At 42.1% G+C, this 22,389-nt stretch carries 20 protein-coding genes and 1 tRNA gene; 6 read left to right on the plus strand and 15 right to left on the minus strand.

Features of this window, described 5'->3' with window-relative positions; all coding sequences use genetic code 11:
• Window position 1: 1 nt before the first annotated feature.
• The 8 genes from rhaM to U0R10_RS04945 all read right to left on the minus strand — a co-directional run bounded on the left by rhaM (window position 2) and on the right by U0R10_RS04945 (window position 7,045).
• On the minus strand, window positions 2-316 hold the full coding sequence (gene rhaM, locus U0R10_RS04910) for an L-rhamnose mutarotase (protein WP_377982831.1): 315 nt from the start codon (window positions 314-316) through the stop codon (window positions 2-4).
• Between the two features lie 39 nt (window positions 317-355).
• A complete protein-coding gene (locus U0R10_RS04915) occupies window positions 356-1,369 on the minus strand; it encodes a threonine aldolase family protein (protein ID WP_377982832.1) in 1,014 nt (337 codons plus the stop codon).
• Between the two features lies 1 nt (window position 1,370).
• Window positions 1,371-3,560, minus strand: a complete 2,190-nt coding sequence (locus U0R10_RS04920) for a carbohydrate binding family 9 domain-containing protein (RefSeq protein WP_377982833.1) — start codon at window positions 3,558-3,560, stop codon at window positions 1,371-1,373.
• Window positions 3,561-4,664 (minus strand): Lnb N-terminal periplasmic domain-containing protein, encoded by a 1,104-nt coding sequence (locus U0R10_RS04925; protein ID WP_377982834.1) that lies wholly within the window; start codon window positions 4,662-4,664, stop codon window positions 3,561-3,563.
• Window positions 4,665-5,336, minus strand: a complete 672-nt coding sequence (rsmI, locus tag U0R10_RS04930) for a 16S rRNA (cytidine(1402)-2'-O)-methyltransferase (protein WP_377982835.1) — start codon at window positions 5,334-5,336, stop codon at window positions 4,665-4,667.
• A gap of 58 nt (window positions 5,337-5,394) precedes the next feature.
• Window positions 5,395-5,482, minus strand: a tRNA-Ser gene (locus tag U0R10_RS04935).
• Between the two features lie 65 nt (window positions 5,483-5,547).
• A complete protein-coding gene (locus U0R10_RS04940; protein ID WP_377982836.1) occupies window positions 5,548-6,291 on the minus strand; it encodes a tRNA (adenosine(37)-N6)-dimethylallyltransferase in 744 nt (247 codons plus the stop codon).
• Window positions 6,281-7,045: a hypothetical protein gene (locus U0R10_RS04945; RefSeq protein WP_377982837.1), complete on the minus strand. Its 765-nt coding sequence runs from the start codon at window positions 7,043-7,045 to the stop codon at window positions 6,281-6,283. Before U0R10_RS04945 ends, U0R10_RS04940 begins: the two co-directional genes overlap by 11 nt.
• A gap of 74 nt (window positions 7,046-7,119) precedes the next feature.
• Here U0R10_RS04945 and kduI point away from each other — a divergent pair, with 74 nt between their 5' ends.
• The gene (gene kduI, locus U0R10_RS04950) at window positions 7,120-7,950 is read left to right on the plus strand and encodes a 5-dehydro-4-deoxy-D-glucuronate isomerase (protein WP_377982838.1); all 831 of its coding nucleotides are present in this window, start codon (window positions 7,120-7,122) and stop codon (window positions 7,948-7,950) included.
• Window position 7,951: 1 nt separating this feature from the next.
• A complete protein-coding gene (locus U0R10_RS04955; RefSeq protein WP_377982839.1) occupies window positions 7,952-9,823 on the plus strand; it encodes a glycoside hydrolase family 88 protein in 1,872 nt (623 codons plus the stop codon).
• 116 nt (window positions 9,824-9,939) lie between these two features.
• Here the strand turns inward: U0R10_RS04955 and U0R10_RS04960 are convergent, their stop codons facing one another.
• Genes U0R10_RS04960 through U0R10_RS04970 form a run of 3 tightly spaced genes read right to left on the minus strand, consistent with a single transcriptional unit; the run spans window position 9,940 to window position 13,252 of the window.
• Window positions 9,940-10,593 carry a DNA/RNA non-specific endonuclease gene (locus tag U0R10_RS04960; RefSeq protein ID WP_377982840.1) on the minus strand — a complete coding sequence of 218 codons (654 nt, stop codon included), beginning with the start codon at window positions 10,591-10,593 and terminating at the stop codon, window positions 9,940-9,942.
• Window positions 10,590-11,342: a carboxylesterase family protein gene (locus tag U0R10_RS04965; protein WP_377982841.1), complete on the minus strand. Its 753-nt coding sequence runs from the start codon at window positions 11,340-11,342 to the stop codon at window positions 10,590-10,592. Before U0R10_RS04965 ends, U0R10_RS04960 begins: the two co-directional genes overlap by 4 nt.
• Window positions 11,342-13,252: a beta-N-acetylhexosaminidase gene (locus tag U0R10_RS04970; RefSeq protein ID WP_377982842.1), complete on the minus strand. Its 1,911-nt coding sequence runs from the start codon at window positions 13,250-13,252 to the stop codon at window positions 11,342-11,344. The genes U0R10_RS04965 and U0R10_RS04970 overlap by 1 nt, the downstream gene beginning before the upstream one ends.
• 103 nt (window positions 13,253-13,355) lie before the next feature.
• On the opposite strand from U0R10_RS04970, the gene U0R10_RS04975 reads away from it, so the two are divergent.
• Window positions 13,356-14,609 (plus strand): ammonium transporter, encoded by a 1,254-nt coding sequence (locus U0R10_RS04975; RefSeq protein ID WP_377982843.1) that lies wholly within the window; start codon window positions 13,356-13,358, stop codon window positions 14,607-14,609.
• Window positions 14,610-14,614: 5 nt separating this feature from the next.
• A complete protein-coding gene (locus U0R10_RS04980; protein WP_377982844.1) occupies window positions 14,615-14,956 on the plus strand; it encodes a P-II family nitrogen regulator in 342 nt (113 codons plus the stop codon).
• 184 nt (window positions 14,957-15,140) lie between these two features.
• Here U0R10_RS04980 and U0R10_RS04985 read toward each other — a convergent pair whose 3' ends face one another.
• Entirely contained in the window at window positions 15,141-15,824 is a 684-nt protein-coding gene (locus U0R10_RS04985) for a spheroidene monooxygenase (protein WP_377982845.1), read from the minus strand.
• 148 nt (window positions 15,825-15,972) lie between these two features.
• Between U0R10_RS04985 and U0R10_RS04990 the strand changes: the two genes are divergently transcribed.
• Together U0R10_RS04990 and U0R10_RS04995 are read left to right on the plus strand one after the other, a co-directional pair.
• Window positions 15,973-16,341: a BlaI/MecI/CopY family transcriptional regulator gene (locus U0R10_RS04990; RefSeq protein WP_377982846.1), complete on the plus strand. Its 369-nt coding sequence runs from the start codon at window positions 15,973-15,975 to the stop codon at window positions 16,339-16,341.
• Entirely contained in the window at window positions 16,334-17,725 is a 1,392-nt protein-coding gene (locus tag U0R10_RS04995; protein ID WP_377982847.1) for a M56 family metallopeptidase, read from the plus strand. Before U0R10_RS04990 ends, U0R10_RS04995 begins: the two co-directional genes overlap by 8 nt.
• 80 nt (window positions 17,726-17,805) lie before the next feature.
• Here U0R10_RS04995 and mnmE read toward each other — a convergent pair whose 3' ends face one another.
• From mnmE to U0R10_RS05010, 3 genes are read right to left on the minus strand one after another with little or no spacing between them, the layout of a single operon-like run.
• Window positions 17,806-19,173 carry a tRNA uridine-5-carboxymethylaminomethyl(34) synthesis GTPase MnmE gene (gene mnmE / locus U0R10_RS05000; protein ID WP_377982848.1) on the minus strand — a complete coding sequence of 456 codons (1,368 nt, stop codon included), beginning with the start codon at window positions 19,171-19,173 and terminating at the stop codon, window positions 17,806-17,808.
• Window positions 19,173-19,457: an SCP2 sterol-binding domain-containing protein gene (locus U0R10_RS05005; protein WP_377982849.1), complete on the minus strand. Its 285-nt coding sequence runs from the start codon at window positions 19,455-19,457 to the stop codon at window positions 19,173-19,175. Before U0R10_RS05005 ends, mnmE begins: the two co-directional genes overlap by 1 nt.
• 32 nt (window positions 19,458-19,489) lie before the next feature.
• Window positions 19,490-22,387: a PD-(D/E)XK nuclease family protein gene (locus tag U0R10_RS05010; RefSeq protein ID WP_377982850.1), complete on the minus strand. Its 2,898-nt coding sequence runs from the start codon at window positions 22,385-22,387 to the stop codon at window positions 19,490-19,492.
• Window positions 22,388-22,389: the final 2 nt, after the last annotated feature.

Genomic DNA, 22,389 nt, shown 5'->3' on the forward strand with positions numbered 1-22,389 from the left:
GTTAAGGAAGGTAAAATACAGAAGGAATATCGATGGCAACAGGTGAATTATCCGGATTAGCTTGCATAATATCACCCATATACTTCCACCAGCGCTGCATAACTTCCTGTGCAGGAAGCTGCTCAAGTGCACCTAAATCTGGTGCTTCCAAATAGGCAAATAAAGTAAGGGTTTCCGAATCCAAGAAAATGGAATAATTCTGAATACCTACTGCATGCAATAGGTCTACGAGTTCAGGCCAAATCAAGTCATGCCTACGGGCATATTCAGCCTCAAAACCGGGCAAAAGAAACATTTTGAACGCTTTTCGTTGCATCACATTAGGTTTCTTTTGAAAGCAAGAAATAGTCAAAAACTACTGAATAATTTGAGCCTTAAATGCAGATAAAGCTGCATCATCGAAATTCAAATGTGTGACAAAGCGAATGTACTGCGGCCCAAAAGGTGCACAAAAAATACCCTTAGATTTTAATTCAGCCACTTGGTCTACCGAGCGAATACCCTCCTTCAATTGAACAATGACGATATTCGTCGTAACGGGAAGAATGGAGTCTACCCAAGGTAGTCCGGCACAAATAAGGGCTATTTCTTTCGCTCGGGCATGATCTTCTTTCAAACGCGTTACATGTTGGTCAAGCGCATAAATTCCTGCCGCAGCTAATAATCCTGCTTGGCGCCATCCCCCACCTAAACGTTTACGCACTCGTCTCGCTTGTTTGATAAATGCATGCGAACCTAACAAAACAGAGCCCACCGGTGCTCCCAAGCCTTTCGATAAACAAACAGAAATTGAATCAAACCAGGCACCAAATTGCTTGGGTGTTTGACCCGTTACAGCCATTGCATTGAAAATTCGTGCCCCATCGAGGTGAAGCGGGATGTTTATATGCCGACAAAAATCTGAGATTTCCTGTAAGCTTTCTGAACTATACACGCTACCACCACCTTTATTGACCGTGTTTTCAAGGCTTACTAACTTACTTTCACAGGCATGAATGTCATCAGGAGAGATTGCTGCTTCAATTTGAGCACGTGTTAAGCGACCTAAATCACCTTTCAACAACTTTACGGAAGCACCTGCATTCGCCATAATGCCGCCACCCTCGTATAAATAAATGTGTGACAACTCATCACAAATGACCTCTTGTCCCTTACTCAAATGAACTGACATCGCGATTTGATTCGTCTGCGTACCAGAAACACAAAATAGCGCGGCCTCCATACCAAACATTTCAGCCACCTTTTGCTCCAAAGCATTAACGGAAGGATCCTCACCAAAAACATCATCCCCCAACGGCGCGGCAAACATAGCCTCACGCATCGCTTGAGTTGGCAGGGTAAACGTGTCACTTCTTAATTCCACATGCATATTAAAACTGCTTTAGATAGGACAATTTAGCTAAAAAACTTTGTTGCTTTTGTTGGGTCTCATCAGTTCCTTGGTAATTCAATGAATTAAACACTAAATACACAAAGGAAAGCGGCTGGTATTCCCACGACAAACGTATGTTCAGTGATTTCAAATCATCCGTCGTATTCTTTTGGTAAAATCCAATCAGCTGCACCCGCGGATTGATAGCCATGCGGGTTTCCAAAATCAATAAATTGACTTCTTTCGTCTCTCGAGCAGCTCCCATATTCTCAAATTTGCTCCAATTCCATGATAAACCCAGGTTTACATGCGGGATGGGGGCTAAACGAAACTTTGAATCTAGTGTCTGTAAGGTTCCATTAAAGAAACCGCCCCAACCGTATTCAGTGGAACCTGAATATTTGGCACTTGGATCACTAGATAATAAAAAGCCCTTACGGAAATACGAATAACTTCCAGGGTTAATATCAATGCCGACTGGACTAAAGGTTTCTTCCAAATTTTGTGCAGTCGCTTCCACATAACCACCAATAATTCCACCATTTTGAAGATCAAACCAAAGTGGGCCTGAAAGTGCACGCTGCTCAATAATATTGCCCGTTTTTAAACTGTGATACACCTCGGTGTAAATTCCTGGGCCCCAACTACGCACAAATGAAGGCAACCATTTCCCGCGAACATTAAAGTCAAATCCTTGCGAATTGGAGAAAACACCACGTCGAGAAACAAAGCCCATGCTTGGATTATACTTTTCTGACACTAAGGTCTGAGTCCAATAAGCCCGAATAAAATTACCGGTATAAAGAAACTGACTATACTCGGCTACGCCTTGATCACCTGTTCGACTATCCTGCGTCAGCGTACCCATGCCACTAAATGAAAACTTATCATTAAATCGAACAAAGGCATCAATAGCCCCTGTGGATTGCACGGCTGAAGGGGACGATTTAGTGGTAACAATAGCTCCTATTCGATTTTGTTTGCCAAAATTCTCGGAATAACGTCCCACATAAAAATTCGAAAATGGATCACCATCTCCCGCACCTTGCCGCATAAAAATACCGCCTAGATTTCTTTTTTCAGACCGATAAACGAATCGGGTTCCGGCAGTAATGGCAATGGGGTTAACATTTTGGTCTAAACCAATCGTCCGACTAAAGAACGGTTGAATATACATCGAACCCCCTATCACCTGGTCGACAGGTGCTAAACCAGCAGAAAATAAAGATGCATTTTCTAGGAAGAACTGTCGGCGCTCCGGAAAAAAGACCGAGAAACGAGAAATATTGTTGACCTGTAAATCCACATCCGCTTGCGCAAAATCTGTATTAAAGGTAATATCCATGACAGATGTAGGACTTATGGCCCATTTAATTTCTCCACCTAATTTTAAGTCGGTATTGCGCGCATTCCCTATTTCAGTTCCTTCCGACTTATTTGACACTTGTAATAAATAAGGATTAAATCGGATATTCGTTGACGTAGGTGGCGGAGGAATAATCCCCGTTAATTTTCCTGCATAATCCATGCGCAATGGACTCATCGAACGCGGATGCGGCGACCAAACACTCAATTCATTGCTCGATCTTCTAATCCGAAAGAAATTAATCCCCCAATCTTGTGACTTATTTCCATCAGTTTTGGGATAACGCAGCGTCTGCCAAGGAATGGCAAATTCCGCCACCCAAGATGAATCACTTCGTTGGGTCCGGACGCGGTACAATCCATCCCAATCAATATCAAAAGCTCGATCATCAAAAGCCAATAGATCTCGCTGTGCTCCATAGGCATTAGATTGTAAAACAAGCGCATTCCGTTTATCATTAAACCCATCGATTGCAATACCGAATAAGTCATTCTCAACAAAGGTATAATCACGTTTTAAATTAGGCGCGCGAAATGCATTCTTACCTATAGTATCTTTTAAGATGGCAGCTACATAAAGGAATTGGTGATTATAAAGCATTTTCACCGTTGAATTAAACGAAGCCTGAAGACCTTGAAACGGTTCAACTTGAAAATCGAGATGCACAGATGGCGCGTTTTTCCACTCAGTTTCATCCAAAAGCCCATCCGCTTTCAGACTGCTTTCGATTTTCAACGGCTGGAATTCTTTCTGTGGATTTAGCGGCTTAAAAACCTCCTGCGAAAAACCACAAAAAGAGATGAAAAGTAAAAGGTAACGCATTTATTTCTTGATGAAGGATAAGCTACACAAACGGATAAAAATAGGCAAACCTGCTAACAACATAGGCCAAAACTGCAAACCACACCAGATCATGCCAATGAAACACAAAACCGTTACAATTTTTAAATACTTCTCCCACTTGACTGGATTTCTGGCGAACCAAATAACTAATGGAAAATTGAGCGGAAAAAGCATCAAAGATGCAGGGTTCCAAGCCATCACCTCATGATTTGTTGCTGTACCTAAAAAGAAAACGAACCAAGCTATCAATCCAATAAGTGCAAACAAGGTAACATCTGCAACATAAGGAAATGCATTTCTGTAGGTCAAAAAGCCAATGATCAAGGACACTATACCTAACACCAAAAAAGGCCCTGTAAAGTCAAAACCTTTCGTTATTTCAGCTTCCGAATCAAACAAACTCACCGGATTAGCCGATAATCCTTTAGACAAATTCGTAGCCGAGGATAAATTATCTGGTAAATAACAGGACTGAGATGCTGTGGCTGTTACGTTGGCAGGAATACCTAATGCCAAATTCATACCCAAGGTTACCCAAGAATTTGGCGCCAAATAGGTATTCATCCAATCACGATATGATTTACCTTCGAGTGTAGGATTTTGCGACCATAGGTACTTTCCTGGCGCATTTTTCTCAATCATGTCACGTATGCGCGTAGAACAATTGTCATAAAAGAATTTGTAGGCATACTCCCTATTTTCAGGCAATAAATTCGTTTCCAAATCCTGAAGGATTGCATTTTTCTGAAGCGAATCAAGCTCAAGCTTTTGGGCAATCATCCCCCTCTTTTCATACTGCATATTGTAATTAAACTCGTCCTGCATGGAATGCACCGAAATGGTGTAAGGTAATGTCCCCATCAAAAATTTCAAATAGAAATTCTCTGTTTTGAAATCAAAAGTTCCATAACTATACGCACGATCAATTCCATTAACGGGGTCATTAATCCATAAAATCGAATGACCAAAAGCCGAATGCAATTCCTTCCCAGGTGCCACAGTAACTAAAACCACTTCCGCCTTCGAACTCAACTGAGCTTTGGCAGCGATAGAAATCAGTAAAAAAAATAGGAGATTTTTCATTTATTTTCCTGCAATGACGATCACAATTTCACCACGTACTTTATCTGGATGTGTAGTAAAGTAAGCCAAAACCTCAGCGGCTGTACCACGTACCATTTGCTCATGCATTTTACTCAACTCACGAGCCACCATAACTGGACGTTCAGCACCCACAAATTCAACCATTTGTTCCAATGCCTTCACTAAACGATGCGGAGATTCATACAAAACCGTTGTCCGCTCCTCTTCCGCGATGGCTTTCCAACGGGTTTGTCGGCCTTTTTTATGCGGCAAAAACCCTTCAAAAACAAATCGATCTATCGGAAATCCAGAATTGACTAAGGCTGGAATTACAGCCGTAGGACCCGGTAATGTTTCCACTTCGATGCCTTGTTCTACGCAGGCTTTCACCAATAAAAATCCTGGATCTGATATGCCGGGAGTCCCTGCATCTGAAATCAACGCTAATGATTTACCCTCTTTAATTAGTTTGACAATACCTGCGACACCGGCATGCTCGTTGTGCGCATGATGCGCATAAAGGGGTTTGGAGATATTTAAATGCTTTAATAAAGTCCCCGATGTCCGAGTATCTTCCGCCAAAATCGCGTCCACTTCACTTAGCACACGAACCGCCCGTAAGGTAATATCTTCCAAATTGCCGATAGGCGTAGGTACCAAATATAATTTCATACTCGAAATTTAGCCAAAATTGGTAGAAACAAAAAAAGCGAAACTTGCGCTTCGCTTTTGGTAGAGAGTGAGGGATTCGAACCCCCGGACCTGTAACAGTCAACAGTTTTCAAGACTGCCGCAATCGACCACTCTGCCAACTCTCTGTCTCGTAATGAGAATGCAAAAGTAAGGTCTTTTTGTACATTTTGCAATATGTGAACGTATAATTTTAGATATTTTTTAAGACAAAATCGCTTTTACCCTGAAAATCAAGCGTATCAGGGATCCATGAAATTGAAATACCCGCCTTTTCCATCTTACGAAAATACGTCATCTGCCGCTTCGCAAACTGATGAATAGCCACCTCTAATCCCTCCTCAAAACGTTCACGCGATATTTCCCCACGCAAATACTGAACAATCCATTTATACTCCAATCCCAAACGTATAAAATCCGCTTCCGCTGCGCCTTGAGCTAATAATCCTTCCACTTCTTCGATTAGTCCTGCAGCAAGCCGAGCTTGGAATCGGTCAGAAATTCGCGCACGTCGAATACCTAATTCCGGATTCAAACCAAAAACACGGTAAGTCAAATCAAGCGTAATGGGCTTATCTAAAAAATGAGGGACATGTGAAAAGGAATAATTGGCCAATAAAGCTTCGATATATAATCCCGTTCCTCCACATAAAATGGGTTGTTTTCCCCTACCTAAAACATCTTGAATCGCATCATAGGCCTCTTTTTGAAAATGAGCCACCGAATAATGGTCTCCTAATGTATGATGGTCAATCAAGTGATACGGAACGTCGCCGTACTCCAACAAATCTTTTCCCGTACCAATATCCAAGCCTTTATAGATCTGCCGCGAATCAGCTGAGATTATTTCACCATCTAAGCGTTTAGCTAGGTCAACGGCCAATGCCGTCTTGCCACTCGCGGTTGGCCCCAATAAAACCAAAAGGCTAGTTGGCATAATAATATCTCAATTTTAAATTCCCTTTCGTCCAAACTTCCGCATCTTGATTCTGCGTAACAGCAATCCGTTTACCATCAACCAATTTAAAAAACAAAGGTGGCGTCTGTTCAATCACCTTAAATCCGATACTCAAAAATCCCTTTCCCGAATTCCAATCTAAATCTATATACGTCATCACATTTTGAACGGGATGAATCGCATGATAGGCGTCCAAAAATTTGGTGATACCACCAACTAAACGAATGGATGGCAAGGTGGCCAATTTAATTAACTCACCAGATAACTCCCCTTCCAACCCTGCCTCCTTCATGACCAAGGGTTTCCCAAAAACAGCCACGGCAACTAATGGATTTCCCTCCCAAGAAAATTCACTACCAATCCCGCGGAATTGTCGGTGCGGTGGCACCACACAACCTACATATAGTGCTCCTTTTGAAAATCCCATCAGGTGATTGGCATCCAAAAAATGACGTGCAGCTTCTGCAGAAATGGGTACAATGCGCGTATCTCGGGCAAAAACTGATTTTAATGGTTTAGTTAAGGCAGTTAAAAAATGTATGACCTGCGCTTTTCGTGTTTGCCATACATCCTCCCAAATCTGAATACCTTTTTGGTCCTGCAAATAATCTTCACCCATACAAATTCCTTGAATTTCGATCGCTAAATCATCATGCCGCCATCGATCCGACGTATCTATGACACGTCGAAACCCCAGCAAAGAGACATTTTGATTTAAATCCTCTAGAAACATTTTAACAGAATAAGCCCTAAAGATACAGTAGAAAAGAACGTAATTTAGCTTTGAAATAAAAAACTAACATCATCATGGATTACAGATTTGAGGCGAGTAGAAAAGAAGTGTCAACTTTTACAAATCAAGAATTACGGGATAACTTTTTGATTGAGCGTATATTTTCCGCTGATCAAATAAATCTGACGTATTCGATATATGACCGCATGATTATCGGCGGAGCCATGCCAGTCGCCAAAACCTTGCATTTACCTAATCCGGAGAAACTCCGCGCTACCTATTTCTTGGAGCGACGCGAATTGGGTATCATCAATGTGGGCGGCAAAGGTACCATTACAGCAGACGGCGTGGCGTTTAGCATTGATAAATTAGGAGCAGTATATGTGGGTAGAGGAACCAAAGAAGTAAGTTTTAGCTCTGATTCCAGTGAAAATCCAGCCTTATTTTACCTACTTTCTTCGCCTGCTCACGCAAATTATCCGTGTGCCAAACTCGACAAAGAACAAGTACAAACGGTTGTCTTGGGAACCTTAGAAACCTCTAATCACCGAACAATCTACAAATACATTCACAATGAGGGGATTCAATCTTGCCAGCTCGTGATGGGCTTGACAATCCTTGAACCAGGTTCTATTTGGAATACGATGCCGGCACACGTACATGACCGACGGATGGAAGCCTATTTATACTTTGATGTTACACCTGGGCATGCAGTTTTGCATTTGATGGGAGAAACCACAGAAACGAAACACATGTGGGTACATAATCATCAAGCCATCATTTCACCACCTTGGTCAATCCATAGTGGTGCTGGAACAAAAAATTATTCCTTTATCTGGGGCATGGCAGGTGAAAATAAGGATTACACCGACATGGATTTTGCTGAAATTTCTGACTTACGTTAATATGAAAAAATCAATTTTCTCAATCCTCCTGCTGATAGGGGGATTTGTTTTACATGGCCAAAACTATTCCGAACGCATGTCGGCCAGCATCATGCACACCCATCGCGATTCGATTACGGTCAAATTGGGCAAACCTGCCGGATGGGATTACGAGCAAGGACTTTTGTTGAAAGCCTTGGAAAAAATGTACCAGCGCACGGGAGATGCCAAATATTTCAACTACATCAAAAAGAACATCGACAGCTTTGTTGATGATCAAGGGAACATTCGCACCTACCATTTCAATGAATTTAATTCGGACAATATTACGACAGGGCGCATGCTGCTGTATTTATATCAAGAATTAGGGGATGTCCGTTATAAGAAAGCGGCCGACAAGCTACGTACCCAAATAACAGCGCAGCCACGCGATTCAGATGGCGGGTTTTGGCATAAGCAACGTTATCCAAATCAGATGTGGCTTGACGGGCTATATATGCTAGAGCCATTCTATGCAGAATATGGCACCATAACGGGAGAAGATAACTGGGCGGATATCATCAAGCAATTTGAATTGATGTATAAAGGTGCACTGGATGCTAAAACAGGACTTTTAATACATGCCTATGACCAAGCGCGCGTCCAACCTTGGGCCGATAAAAAAACAGGACATTCGCCAAATTTCTGGGGAAGATCGATGGGATGGTATGAGATGGCCTTAGTAGATGTGTTGGATTACATGCCGATTAATCACCCGGGGCGCAAGATTTTAATCAAGCAATTGCAAGAATTATCTGCCGCTTTGCTTAAAATTCAAGATCCTGCTTCTGGCCTTTGGTATCAGGTACCTAATTTCCCGGGCAGAGAAGGAAATTATTTGGAAGCATCTGCCGCAAATATGTTTATTTATGCTTTTGCCAAAGGAGCACGCAAAGGTTATTTACCAGCATCCTATCTTAAAGCAGCCCAAAAAGCCTACGCAGGCGCATTGAAAAGCTTTATATCAACGGATGCGAATGGATATATCCATTTGGAGAAAACGGTAAGCGTTGGCGGTTTAGGTGGCGTACCGTACCGAGATGGATCGTATGCTTACTACTTAAGTGAGCCACTGAAGCAGGATGACTTAAAGGGAGTTGGGCCGTTTATCCTCGCATCATTAGAAATTGAAATTGCCAAAGAACTTAGCGTAGGTAAAGGCAAGAAAGTGGTATTAGATTATTTCTTTAATCATGAGACGAAGAATGGCCAACGGTTCCACTATACCTGGGAGGATCGCAAAGATTCAGGATTCCATTTATGGGGAATTCAATTTGAGCAATTGGGTGCTACGCTTGACACATTGGGGGTATCTCCTACCCGAGAGAATTTGAAAAACGCATCTGTTTATATTATCGTAGATCCAGATTCACCTAAAGAAACGGCTAAACCGAATTATATGAATGCCAAAGCAGCAGATGAAATCGAGGCTTGGGTCAAAGCAGGTGGCAATTTGATCTTATTGGCCAATGATACCACGAATTGCGAAATTCCTCAATTCAACATCTTGGCACGTCGTTTTGGTATTGAATTTGTTGCACCAAATTTAAACTTTGTACAAGGGCGTAATTGGGAACAAGGTACGGTGTTAATCGACGCAGGAAATCCGGTTTTCGATCCCATTAAAAAGGTATATATCAAAGAGATTACCACCCTTAAATTATCGGGAACTGCCAAGTCAATAACAACACTTCAAGGTTATCCAGTGATGGCTGTGGCTAAAGTTGGCAAAGGAAAAGTATTTGCGTTAGGCGATCCTTGGTTGTACAATGAGTATACAAACAACCGAAGAACGCCGCTGGAATATGAGAATTTCTTGGCAGCAAAGAAGCTAGCCGAATATATGTTGAAGTAATTGAAAGCCCGGGAGACCGGGCTTTTTTTATCAGTTTTGATTCCGTTGTTCTTACCACAATACCTTAGCTTTGGCAAAGCTTCAAGCTTTGCCAAAGCTCAAGCAAGAAGTATGCGTTACGGAAATTGAAATCCAGTCATTTTTTCTAATCGGTCTTTACTGACTCGATATTTATTCCAGTTTTTTGAGAGGGTACGCTCGTTCGGAAACAGCACATAAAACACCTCTGTGGGGCTATAAACAGCTTTCCAAACATACATGGGAATAGGAACACCGGATGCGAGCCGACCCTTTGCTCCGATACCGCCCGAATAAATCAATAAGGATTGGCCTTTTTTCAAGACTAATTTACGGCAATAAGCTTCCAGAAATTTGAACGGTCCACGATTCAACTCCGGTGTCTGAGGAAGCATATTGGACATCAAAAATGTTTCCTCATTTAATGCATCAGAAGAAGTACGATCTTCTGAATTACACAAATGCCCCCGGTCATACCCTGACTCTCGGTAGTCATCATCATCTACCCGCTTAAATCCACGAGGTAAATCAAGATCCTCTCTAAATCGGTTTGACCGATCAACAGGCCCTAAATCTGAAGACTTCAAAGTCCAACCAACCCAATTAGCTCGCCCTTCCACCCCATTGTAGGACATGACATAACCTTTTTTTACGGCGAGGTAATTAGTCGTAGAAACAGTTGAGGCCCCCGAAATATTGGGGACCCCGACTGGTACATACGATAAGAGTAAAAATAATAAGTTTAAAATCATTTACGATGGCTAAAAATCCAACTTAATAAATCAGGTTGCTTGAACGCATTATCCCATGAATTATGATTCACTTTGGGATACTCTGAATATTTAATTTCTACGCCTTGGTCTTGAACCGCTTTTACTAATTCGCGGGAATGACGCACAGGAACCACAATATCAACATCCCCATGATGTACCCAAAGCGGAACGCGTTTGGCATATTTGGCAACATAACTTAAATCCGCTCCACCGCAAATGGGTGAAGCAGCAGCAAACATCTTGGGATTACGCGAAACCGCCTCCATCGTACCCATACCTCCCATGGAAAGTCCCATGATGTACGTTCTACTTTTATCGTGCTTAATTGATTTAACCAAATCAATGACCGCTTGTAAAGGCCAATTAATTGGCGCTGAATAATCAAAAACGAATGTAGTTGGGGTAGTTGACCGATTAATTTGAACAGAAGACCAATATGAATCTTTCGGGCATTGTGGGAAAATAACAATGGCAGGGAAATTAATGCGATTCAATGAATCCAAGAATACATTTTTACCGTATTTCATTTGTGCTTCATTATCATCTCCACGTTCTCCTGCACCATGCAAAACAACTAATAAAGGATATTTTTTACCTGGTTTATAGTCTTTGGGATACATAATTTGATAAGGCAAGGCCTTACCATCTGCAGCCATAAAACTCTTTTTTTCAAATTGCCCGTTTGCTACAAACGTAAAAGCAATAAATAGGAATAGATATTTGATCATTATTTTGCGCGTTTAATTATATCATCAACGGTTAAATCCATCGTTCTACCCATCGCTTTATTTCCTCGATAGGTAACAATTTTCATCACGGTAGCGTCTTTAGGAACAACGACTGGACCATTTGCCATCGGATAAAATTGATCTGGATAAGAATGATCGAAGCTGTAATGAATGGTTAGTCCGCTAATTTCGGTGGTTGGCAATACTGTCAACTCACCCAGCGCATTCCGACTTACCTGAATAATAGGCTCGTACATACTTGGTGCGTATTTCTTTTGAGCAACATCAAAACGTGCCATGTGAGATTCTACACGTCCAATAAAATTATCCCAGTTACGGTTTTTAGTTTCAGACCAAAGTACTTCTGCGATGGCAAAAGAACGCGGGTAGGTCATGTATTGTAGATGACGGTAATTAAACAATTGCTCCGACCAAAGATTTGCTTGGCCTCCTTTTACTAATTTGGCGTCCACTCCTGCAGGAACAGGTTCAAATGCATAAGAATCACGCAAACGTACTGTTTTATATACAGGTGGCTCGATCGCCTTATCCCCTTGCATCAAGTCAATGTAGACATGGTTACTCGGCGTCATTATGACTTCATGTCCATTTTTGGCCGCTTGAATTCCACCATCCATACCACGCCAAGACATCACAGCAGTGCTTTTCGGCAAACCACCACCTTCAAGAATTTCATCCCAACCCATCATGCGCTTGCCTTTGGACGTAATGATTTTTTCTAATCGACGAACGAAGTGTGCTTGAACTTCTTGTGAATTTTTCAAACCCAATTCTTTACGCATGGCTAAAATCTGCGGATTTTTATCCCAATAGTTTTTCGGGCACTCATCGCCCCCCATATGGATGTATTCAAATGGAAATAAGGATGAAACCTCACCCATCACCTGATCTAAAAACGTATAAACCTTTTCGTTGGCCGGACAAAGTGTGTTATCCTGTAAAGCTTCCGGGTGACCATGAGACCAATCAATAAAAGGCTCACCTGAAATAACTTGATAATTAACCGCATCAGGCGTACAAGAAAGTTCGGGATACGAAGCTACAGCAGCCATTGAGTGACCTGGAACGTCAATTTCTGGCATGATGTTTACGAAACGATCTTGCCCATATTTAACAATTTCTTTAATTTCTTCTTGCGTATAAAACCCACCGTATGTACGTGGTTCGTTGGGAAGCGGCTTAGAAAAGTCGGTAAAGTGTCCAACTTTTTTGACATTAAACGCACCTTTTTTCGTCAAATTTGGAAACGATTTAATCTCCACACGCCAGCCCTCATCATCTGTTAAATGCCAATGCAACACATTGTATTTGTATGCAACCATTTCATCAATAAATTGCTTCACTTCCTCTTTTGTGAAGAAATGACGGGAAACGTCTAGCATCATGCCACGCCAAGCAAAACGGGGTGCATCTACGATATTCACATATGGGACTTTCCAAGAAACCCCTGCAACAGCTTGTTTTGATTCAATCTCTTTAGGTAATAATTGAATCAATGTTTGAATGCCATAGAAAATACCGACAGGCTTATTTGCCCGAATATGAACGCCCTTCGCGTCAGAAATCAAGGAATATCCTTCATTTCCTAACGCCGCATCTGGCTTTGAATTTAGGGTAAATCGGATCGCGGCCATGGAGGCCGAGGAACTTGGATCGGTTAACCATTGAACTTTTTTACCGGCGACTTGCGTCAACTTCGAAGTTAGCAGCGCGTAACTGGTCGCTAGTTCAGGGGATTTAGGCCCAGCAAGCACGAGGGAATTTCCAAGTGCAAAGGCTCCTTTGCTAAAAGTTGCTTGGGAAGGAGCAGGAATAATGGCTGGATTTTGGGCCAAAAGACTAGTTGACAAGCAACAAGTCACCCCCCATAAGGTTAATTTTTTAAGCATGTTGAATAGGTTTAATTAATGAATTAAAGTTCAAGCTAATTGCCATAAATTCCAAATCGTTTTTTATTTTTGCAGGTAACAAGCATTATATACGAACAAAACCATGAATGAATCTGCTACCCTTGCTGCTCAGCAAGTGGAATTATCACACGCTATTGATACGGTTTGGGTTGCACTGTGTGCAGCACTAATTTTTCAAATGGAAGGAGGTTTTGCCTTATTAGAGGCAGGATTTGTCCGGTCGAAAAACGCCGTCAGCATTATCGCCAAAGTCATGATTGACATCATGTTTGGAGGTATCGCCTTCTATTTAGTAGGCTTCGGAATCGCCTACGGAAAATCAAATGGCTATTGGGCCTTTGACACCGGAATCATGTCGGGCGATTTAGGATTAGGTCTTACGATCTCCAACTCATTATTCTGGTTTATCCAAATGGGATTCGCTGTCGCGGCTATTTCCATTGTATCAGGTGGTGTGGCGGAACGGATGAAAATGTGGTCCTACGCAGTTTATGTGGTCATATTTAGTGCTTTTTTATATCCGTTGGCAGCCAACTGGGTTTGGAATCCGAACGGATGGTTAGCCTTACGCGGCTTCAATGATTTTGCGGGATCGGCAGCTATTCACTCGATGGGTGGTTTTGCAGCATTGGCAGGAGCCATTGTATTGGGACCACGTTTAGGAAAATACAATGAAGATGGAACACCCAATGCCATTCCGGGTCATAATTTAACCTTATCTGCCGTGGGCGCATTTATCCTGTGGTTTGGTTGGTTTGGATTTAATCCCGGCTCCACCTTAGGAGCTGTGGGCAAATGGGATTTAATTGGTTCTGTGGCCACAAACACCTTCTTAGCATCTGCATCTGGAGGAGTTGCGACCATGTTATACACGTTTATGCGTTATAAGAAAGTGGATATTACGATGGTGATCAATGGGGTTTTGGCAGGTTTAGTTGCCATTACAGCTGGTTGCAATGTGGTTAGTGCGGATTCTGCTTTGATTATTGGTTTTATTGCGGGTACGATTGTGGACATCGCGGTGGTAGTTGTGGACAAAATGAAAGTTGACGATCCGGTAGGTGCTGTTGCCGTACACGGTGTGAATGGTTTCTTTGGTACCATTGCGGTGGGTTTATTCTCTCAAAAGAATGGATTATTTATCACGGGAGAATCTGCACAATTCATCACGCAATTGATCGGAGTTTCTGTTATCTCGATTTTCTCATTTACCTCTACGTATGTGATATTCATGCTCTTGAAGAAGACGATGGGTATTCGTTTAAGTCATAAGGAAGAATCAGCGGGAATTGATGCGGTGGAGTTTGGTGTGGAATCGTATACAACATTTGAATAAGAACCATGAAAAAGATAGAAGCAATTGTCAAGCCGTCTAAATTAAAAGCTATTCAAAAGGGCTTAATTGACGCAAATATTCCGTGTATGACCGTGGTTCCCGTGCGAGGTGCTGGGCTCCAGCAAGGCTATTCGGAGATTTACCGGGGTACTGAAAAGTCGATGATTTTATTACCCAAGGTGATGATTATCTGTGTGGTGAGCGATGAAAACTTAGAAAAATGCATCGATGTCATCTTGGATAATGCCTCTGAAGGCAATGTAGGTGATGGTAAAATCTTCATCTATGATGTGCAAGACGCGATTCGGATAAGAACGAAGACGAGAGGGGTTGAGGCGATAAGATAAGAGGTAAGAAGTAAGAGGTAAGAAGTGAGAGGTGAGAGGTGAGAGGTGAGAAGTAAGAGGTGAGAGGTGAGAGGTGAGAGGTGCGAGGTACCATTTTATGCTGGCTAGCATTTATATTTTCAAGATGTAGATGCTAGCCAGATTTAATTTATAATGAATATCATTTTACTATACCTCTCACCTTTTACTTCTTACCTCCTACCTCTTTCACTACTCTCATCCTAATAAACATCTCTTCGCTATACCAATCATACTTCCGAGTCTTCTTGATCATCGGAGCATGTTCTTTGCTCTGATAGGCAAACTGATCTAAGTTTGACGCAGATTCCCAAAGTGAAAACGTTGCTTGCTCGAATAAAGGCAACTCCCCTACGCCTTTGGCATACTTTAAGCCTTGTTTTCCTTCTAAATGTTTACTAGCAGAAGGGACGTTCCACCAGAATAATAGGGCTTTATGCCAACGAATACTTGCGCGCGTAATGACTGCCACCGGACCTTCCCAAGAGTCATCTTGATTTGAAAAATCAAACGGCTGCAAGGAATTCCAAGTCCCCTTTCCCTTGAATGGAATGGCATCCCAACCCGATATATGATTCGAAGGGGACATATAGGATAACCAACGCGCATCATGCTGAAAGAATTCACTGGCATGTTCAGGAGATTCCCAAACGCCCAACCATGCATATAAACCAAAATTAGGCCAAATCGAAAACCCATTTCCCGCACCCGTACCCAAATGCTTCGAAAAGACAAGTCCAGGCGCTGACCATCCCGAAACGAGCGAGCGACCCATTTCCGCAAACGCATGACGCTTGGCAGAAAAGCCGCTAAACTCTATAAAACGAATGGTAATGAATTGACCCGACATAAAAAGATTTAAGCAAACGAATTTACAAGGAATGTGGATTAAAATTCGATTTCAAACCTAATTAAAAAATTATAACTAAAAATTTAGTCGAAATAATTTTGTAACTAAATTTTTAGTTATACATTTGTCCCAAGCAAAAGAAAAACACATGAAAAAACTCACGCAAGCCGAAGAACAAATCATGCAGGTTATTTGGAACCTACCCGAAGGTGGATTTCTCAAAGACATCATCGAGTTACTACCTGAACCCAAAGCACATTCGAACACCATCGCCACCCTATTAAAAATTCTAGTGGAGAAGGAATTTGTCCAAATCTCCAATCCAAATCGGAACAATTTGTACTCCGCCAAAATCAGTAAATCTGAATATTCAGGCTTACGCATGGCTGGCCTAACGGAATCCTTTTTTGAAGGATCTTATGCCAACGTCGTTTCATTTTTAGTTGACAAAAACCAAATGTCAATTGACGACCTAGAAACCTTGATCCAACAACTAAAATCGAAGCAAAATGACTAGCTCTGCCATTTTCATCTATGCCTTGAAATCGATTGCCCTATCCGGTATTTGCTTTGGCTACTATACGTTGTTTTTAAAAAACACATTGCTACATCAATACAATCGATTTTATTTATTGGCCACCTTACTCATCTCGCTCGTTGGCCCATTCGTCCAACTGGATTTTCTTCAAGTAAATGAAGATCAAGTGTCTGGTATAGGTCAAACGATGATCTATTTGAATGAAATCCAACGGACACCTGAAGTCCAAGAAACTGATTGGAACTTCATTGCCTTATGTTTTTCGGCAGGAATTTCGATGATACTCCTAGCCTATCTGGCTTTTGGCATCATTAAAATCTACCAAATAAAACGATCGCATCAAGTTAAATCGTCGGATGGTATTGAAATCATCGAAACTGATTTGGAAAATGCGCCGTTCTCATTCCTCAACCTGCTTTTTTGGAAAAAATCCATCGATTTATCGAGTGAGCATGGGCAAAAAATCTTCCAACATGAATTAGCGCATATTCGTCAAAAGCATAGTTATGATCGCTTGTTTTGCCAACTAACCGCCTCCATTGCTTGGTTTAACCCTTTCCACTGGCTCATCCAAAAAGAGCTTCAAAACATTCACGAATTCATCGCCGATCGCGAAGCCATTCAACATGGCGATGTAGAAACTTTTGCCAAAATGATGCTGCAGTCTCATTATGGAAACGAATTTTTAAACCCGAGTCATTCTTTTTATTATTCATCTCTAAAACGTAGAATTATGTTACTAACAACCTCAAAAAACCCCAAGTACGTTTACTTCAGAAAAGTATCCGTGTTGCCGATTGTGGCTGCTGCCATGGCGTTATTTTCCATACAAGTGAATGCCCAAGAAAAAAAGCCAAAGAAACAAAAAGGTACCACCTATATGGTGACCATGAAATCTGATTCAACGACTTTTTCCGATCCGAAAACAGGTAAAAAAGTGTTTTCCGTGGCCACCAGAGACATGCCACCTCCGCCACCGCCAGCACCTGCAGGACCACCAGCTCCTCCAGCAGTGGACGTAGATTTAGTAAAAATCAGTTCATTAGATTCAACTACATTTGAATTCAAGGGTTCTAAAAATGGTAAACCTATTTCCTTCATTGCGAAAAAAGTATCCGACGGAAAATCTGTAGGTGCTGCACCTACTCGCATGGACATGGATGGTGTAACATTTGTAGCTGCGCCAACGGACAAAATCAAGCCTTTGATCGTTGTTGACGGAGTAATAATGAAGGATTTGGAATTAAACAAAATCAATCCAAATACCATTGAGTCCATGAATGTCCTAAAAGGAGAAAAAGCTGTGGCAAAATATGCTGAAAAAGGAGCTAATGGTGTCGTTGAAATTACCACCAAAAAATAAGCATCAGACTTTAGTTTAATGAATGAAGAATGCATAAAACTCACCTAAAATTTAGGTGGGTTTTATCGTTCAAACTAATCTTATTTCCCAATACAAAACTTGCCAAAGATATTCTTCAACAAGTCGTCATTCGATATCTGACCAGTAATCTCGCCTAAATCATGTAATGCATAACGGAGATCCTGTGCGATTAAATCACCTGTTAATCCAGTTCGCAATCCGCGTAATACAGATTCCAAGGTTTCTTGTGTTTGTAAAAGATGTTGGTAATGACGCAGATTAGTCACCAGCGTGCCGCCAGCGCTTACTTGATCCAAGCCTACTACATCGAGTAAAGCCTTTTCTAAGTCGGCCAGGCCATCTTTATTTTTTGCCGAAAGGCAAATCAATGAAGGTATTTCTTGTTTAAACGCATCTAATGATTCTGATGAAACCTGATCCTTCTTATTTAATATCTGTATCACAGGAATGGCTAAATCGCCCAAGGCATCTACCCCAGCCTGAATTGATGCAGGCGTTTCCGTTGTCGCATCCGCCATGTAAATGACCACTTGCGCTTTCTTCACCCATGCCTGCGTCCGCTCCACGCCCATCGCCTCGATCACATCTTCCGTTTCTCGTAATCCCGCTGTATCAATCAATCGAAACTTAATTCCACCCAACACCCACGAATCTTCTAAGCTATCGCGCGTCGTTCCTGCAATGTCCGAAACAATTGCACGCTCCTCGTTTAATAAGGCATTTAATAAGGTGGATTTCCCAGCGTTTGGTTTACCCACAATCACTGTGGCGACACCATTTTTAATCGCATTTCCAGCTCGAAAACTGTCCACAAGCGGTCGGATGGCTACTAATAACTGATTCACCAAATCCTCTAAATCCTTGCGATCCGCAAATTCAACATCCTCCTCACCGAAATCCAATTCCAATTCAATCAAAGAGGCAAAATGGATCAACTGCTCACGCAAAGCTGCTAGTTCATTCGAAAATCCACCACGTAATTGGTGTAATGCCGCTGCTTGCGCTGCCGCTGAATCCGCCGCAATCACATCGGCAACCGCTTCCGCCTGAGCCAAATCAAAAGCTCCATGCATAAAAGCTCGTTGGGTAAACTCCCCAGCCCGCGCTAATCGCGCACCTTTCTCCACAAATAATTGAATGATACTCTCCTGAATAAACGGAGATCCATGACACGATATCTCCACCACATCCTCTTTGGTATAACTCTTGGGGGCAATATATAAACTCACCACCACCTCGTCATATACCCGACCGGCATCCTCAATCCGACCATAATGAATCGTATGAGACGCCTTTTTCGTTAAGTCTTTGGGCTTGAATACAGCATTCACGAGGGGAATCGAATCAGGCCCGGATAAACGGATAACCCCAATCGCCCCCACCCCTGCGGGTGTCGCTAATGCCACAATCGTGTCGTGAAATAACATTAAAGTAGGTTTTGAAGCTTCATAGCCACCGACATATCGCCTGAAATCTTCACTTTACCCGTCATCACGGCCATCATCGGGTTTAATTCACCCTTCAATAAAGCAGTAAAATTCTCTTCCGTAGCCGCAATGGTGCAATCAGCATCCACATTTTCATTCGTCACTGTTCCGTCCGAATTTACGACGATGATACCTGAAGGAAATGCAAATTTAAATGATACGCCCTGTCCACCTTTTTGAGCAGCCAAAGCATTAATACGTTCGTTGATTTCTTGAAATGTCATGTTATGTATAGTTTAAAACACAAAACTAATACTTAAATCTCCCGATGACAAATTACCTTGAAGTCGCAAAATTGACAACTCGCAATATCTTTCGTTTTTTCAAACGGAATTAACGGGTCTAAAATTCGATGTACCCAACTGCGAATTAAGGCATGCGAGTCGGTTTGAAAAGATGCTAATGACTGCCCCTCAGAGAACCACAATCCCTTTTCCTCATGCAATACCTTAGCATCCAGATTTCGAAATGAAATAATCCCCGGTTGGATATCTAAACCCTCCTGGGAAATACGTGCAAACATCTCCACATTCTGCTCCGATGGATTACCCAACTCAGCAACAAACAAAAACTTATAAAACCACAATTGGAATAACTTCGCTTTGAAATTCTCCGATGTCAACGTATCCATCAAACCCAAATCACTGACCTTTAAATCTTTCTTCTCGACTTTTCCCGTCTTGTAATCAATGATTCGATAGGTATTTCCAACCCGATCCAAACGGTCCACACGTCCTGTTAACTTGACTTCTACGTGCTCCTGACCGCAGTCAACCGTCACGCGCGTTTCAAACTTCTTCTCCGTCGCAATTAACTGAACGCGTTCCTCCGACCAAGCTGACTCCGCCAAATAATACTGTTCCAAAATAGTCTTAGCAACTTCCTTTAAAATGAAATTAAAGCCCTTCTCCAGCTCATATACCCCTTCACGCGCTTGAATAAGTTGCATGGCATCATCCAGGTACACATCCAACTTAGCCAAACGTTCTGGAATATTCGACTGATCATACCAACCCGCTTGTTGACTTAAAATTTCAACATCTACGATTTCCAATACCTTATGTACCCACGTGCCAAAGACATCCGCCCCCATCTCATCCTCTGCCTCCTTATCTTTACGCAAATTCAATACCTGACTGTAATAATACTTCAAGCTACACGTTGAAAACATCGCAATACTCGAAGGCGACAATCCGCGCCCAGCCAAATTCGCTTTAATTTGATTGAGAATATCTGCTGTTTTTTCAATCCGGGTGTCGTTAACAACCTCTTCGGCCGTTGATTTACTAAATTGAATCATGGGCTCATGCCAATCCAATGCCGGATTCTTCGTTTTCCAATCAAATTGTAACTGCTTAATGAACCGACTCATTTCTTTGACACTCGACTTTTCAGATGGCATCACATAAAGCAAATGAACTTCGCGCGGCCGCTGAAGGAACCGGTGAAAGTGATACGACGCCACCGCATCCGCCTGCGTAAACGTAGGTAAATCAAATGTCGACATGGAGGCAATATCCAATGGAATTAAACTTTCCCGCTTTCTAGTTCCAGGTAAACTTCCCTCATTCAACGACAAAATGATCACCCGATCAAAATCCAAGGTGCGCGTTTCCAACAATCCCATCACATGTAAACTGCGATTCTCAGCACCCTCAAAGGTCAATTTCTGCTGTTGGACCATTTGCGTCAACAATAACGAGCCACTCTTAACTGAAATTGGCTCTTGTCCTGCCAGTGATTTTTGAATCGTTTCTAACACGGAAATAACCTGACTAATGGCTTGGGTATCCTCATCCCACTCTTTGGCAGGAATCGACCGCAACATCTTGTCTGCTATGAATTGAAAATCAGCTAATAAGTCATTGAAATCACCCACTTGAAAAACCCGTTTCCAAACAGGTTCTGAGGCAAAAAACGTAGCTAAATCCGTGCTCACCGCATATAACTTATGTTGCTCACTAAAATCAGCTAGTCCTTTTTTTAGCTCAGTTGTTTGCAGGTATTGACTCAATGGATGGGCCATAAATGCACGGAATTGTGCCATCGGGATTCGACCATCAGCAAACATTTTCTTGATCTTAAACCAAGCCGACATCCACGAAAAAATAGCCGTTTTCTTCAGCGAATAACCCATCGTGATATTTAAGCGATCCTTAAATTCACCAATAAACAACAAAACCTGATCTAACAAACCTTCATCCGCTAATACCAACGCCACTTGTTCCTCCGTGCCGTGTGCTGCTTGCCATTTCCGAATCGTATCCAAAGCAATGAATACCTGCGCACTCGGATTAGCGGTACCAATAAGTTCAACCCGCTTAGGCTTCTCCAATAAATCACGCTCCATCCATTTGAATGGACCACGTGATAAATACGATGGAGATTCTGGTTTGGCGTAATCACGAAGCCAATGACCAGCCCGATGATATCTATTTTCAATGTAATAGGCATCCGCATCCCAAATGGTTTCTGCCAAATTTTGACGAATCAACAAGCGAATAATTTCCTCTTCCGATTTGGAAAGTGCATTAAAGCCAACAAAATAGATTTTTTTATACGATTTGGCTAATGCTTTACCTGACACTAAGCGATTCACTAAGTCCCGATAGGCCATCCCACGATACGCTAGACCTAAATCTGTTAATCGCGTTTGCAGTCGGCCGTACACCTCCAACAAATGATCATACAATTTAAAATAGGCCTTGGTGTGCGTGGTAATGTACTTCTGTGTATCCTGCTCCCCGTAGGTTTCCCCCCAGCGTTCCAAGGTTTTCACCTCGGATAAGAAAGCGAACATTTGGCGTGGGTCAACTAAATACATGTCGATGGAATCAAAATCCTTCAACATCAGTTGGCCCCACGTAATAAATCGATCAAAATCAACTTGCCCATCTACTTCCTTGAAACAGGCAAATGCTTCTAAAAGTAATTGAACCGGATCCACTAATTCGGACTGCGTCATTTGCAACGCAAACTCCTCAATGGTATGAAAATGTGGAGCCAAAAATGGCCGGTCTCCTAAATAAGCTAACTCTTTTTTAAGGTATAAAACGCCACGCTGGGAGGGCATGACCACCGCAATATCTTGCAGTTCATCTATTCCATGTTCCGCCCACAAATGCTCAGCCGTCTTCCTTAAAAATGTCTTCATCA

The sequence above is a fragment of the Aquirufa avitistagni genome (assembly GCF_042715545.1).
Classification (GTDB): Bacteria; Bacteroidota; Bacteroidia; order Cytophagales; family Spirosomataceae; genus Aquirufa; species Aquirufa avitistagni.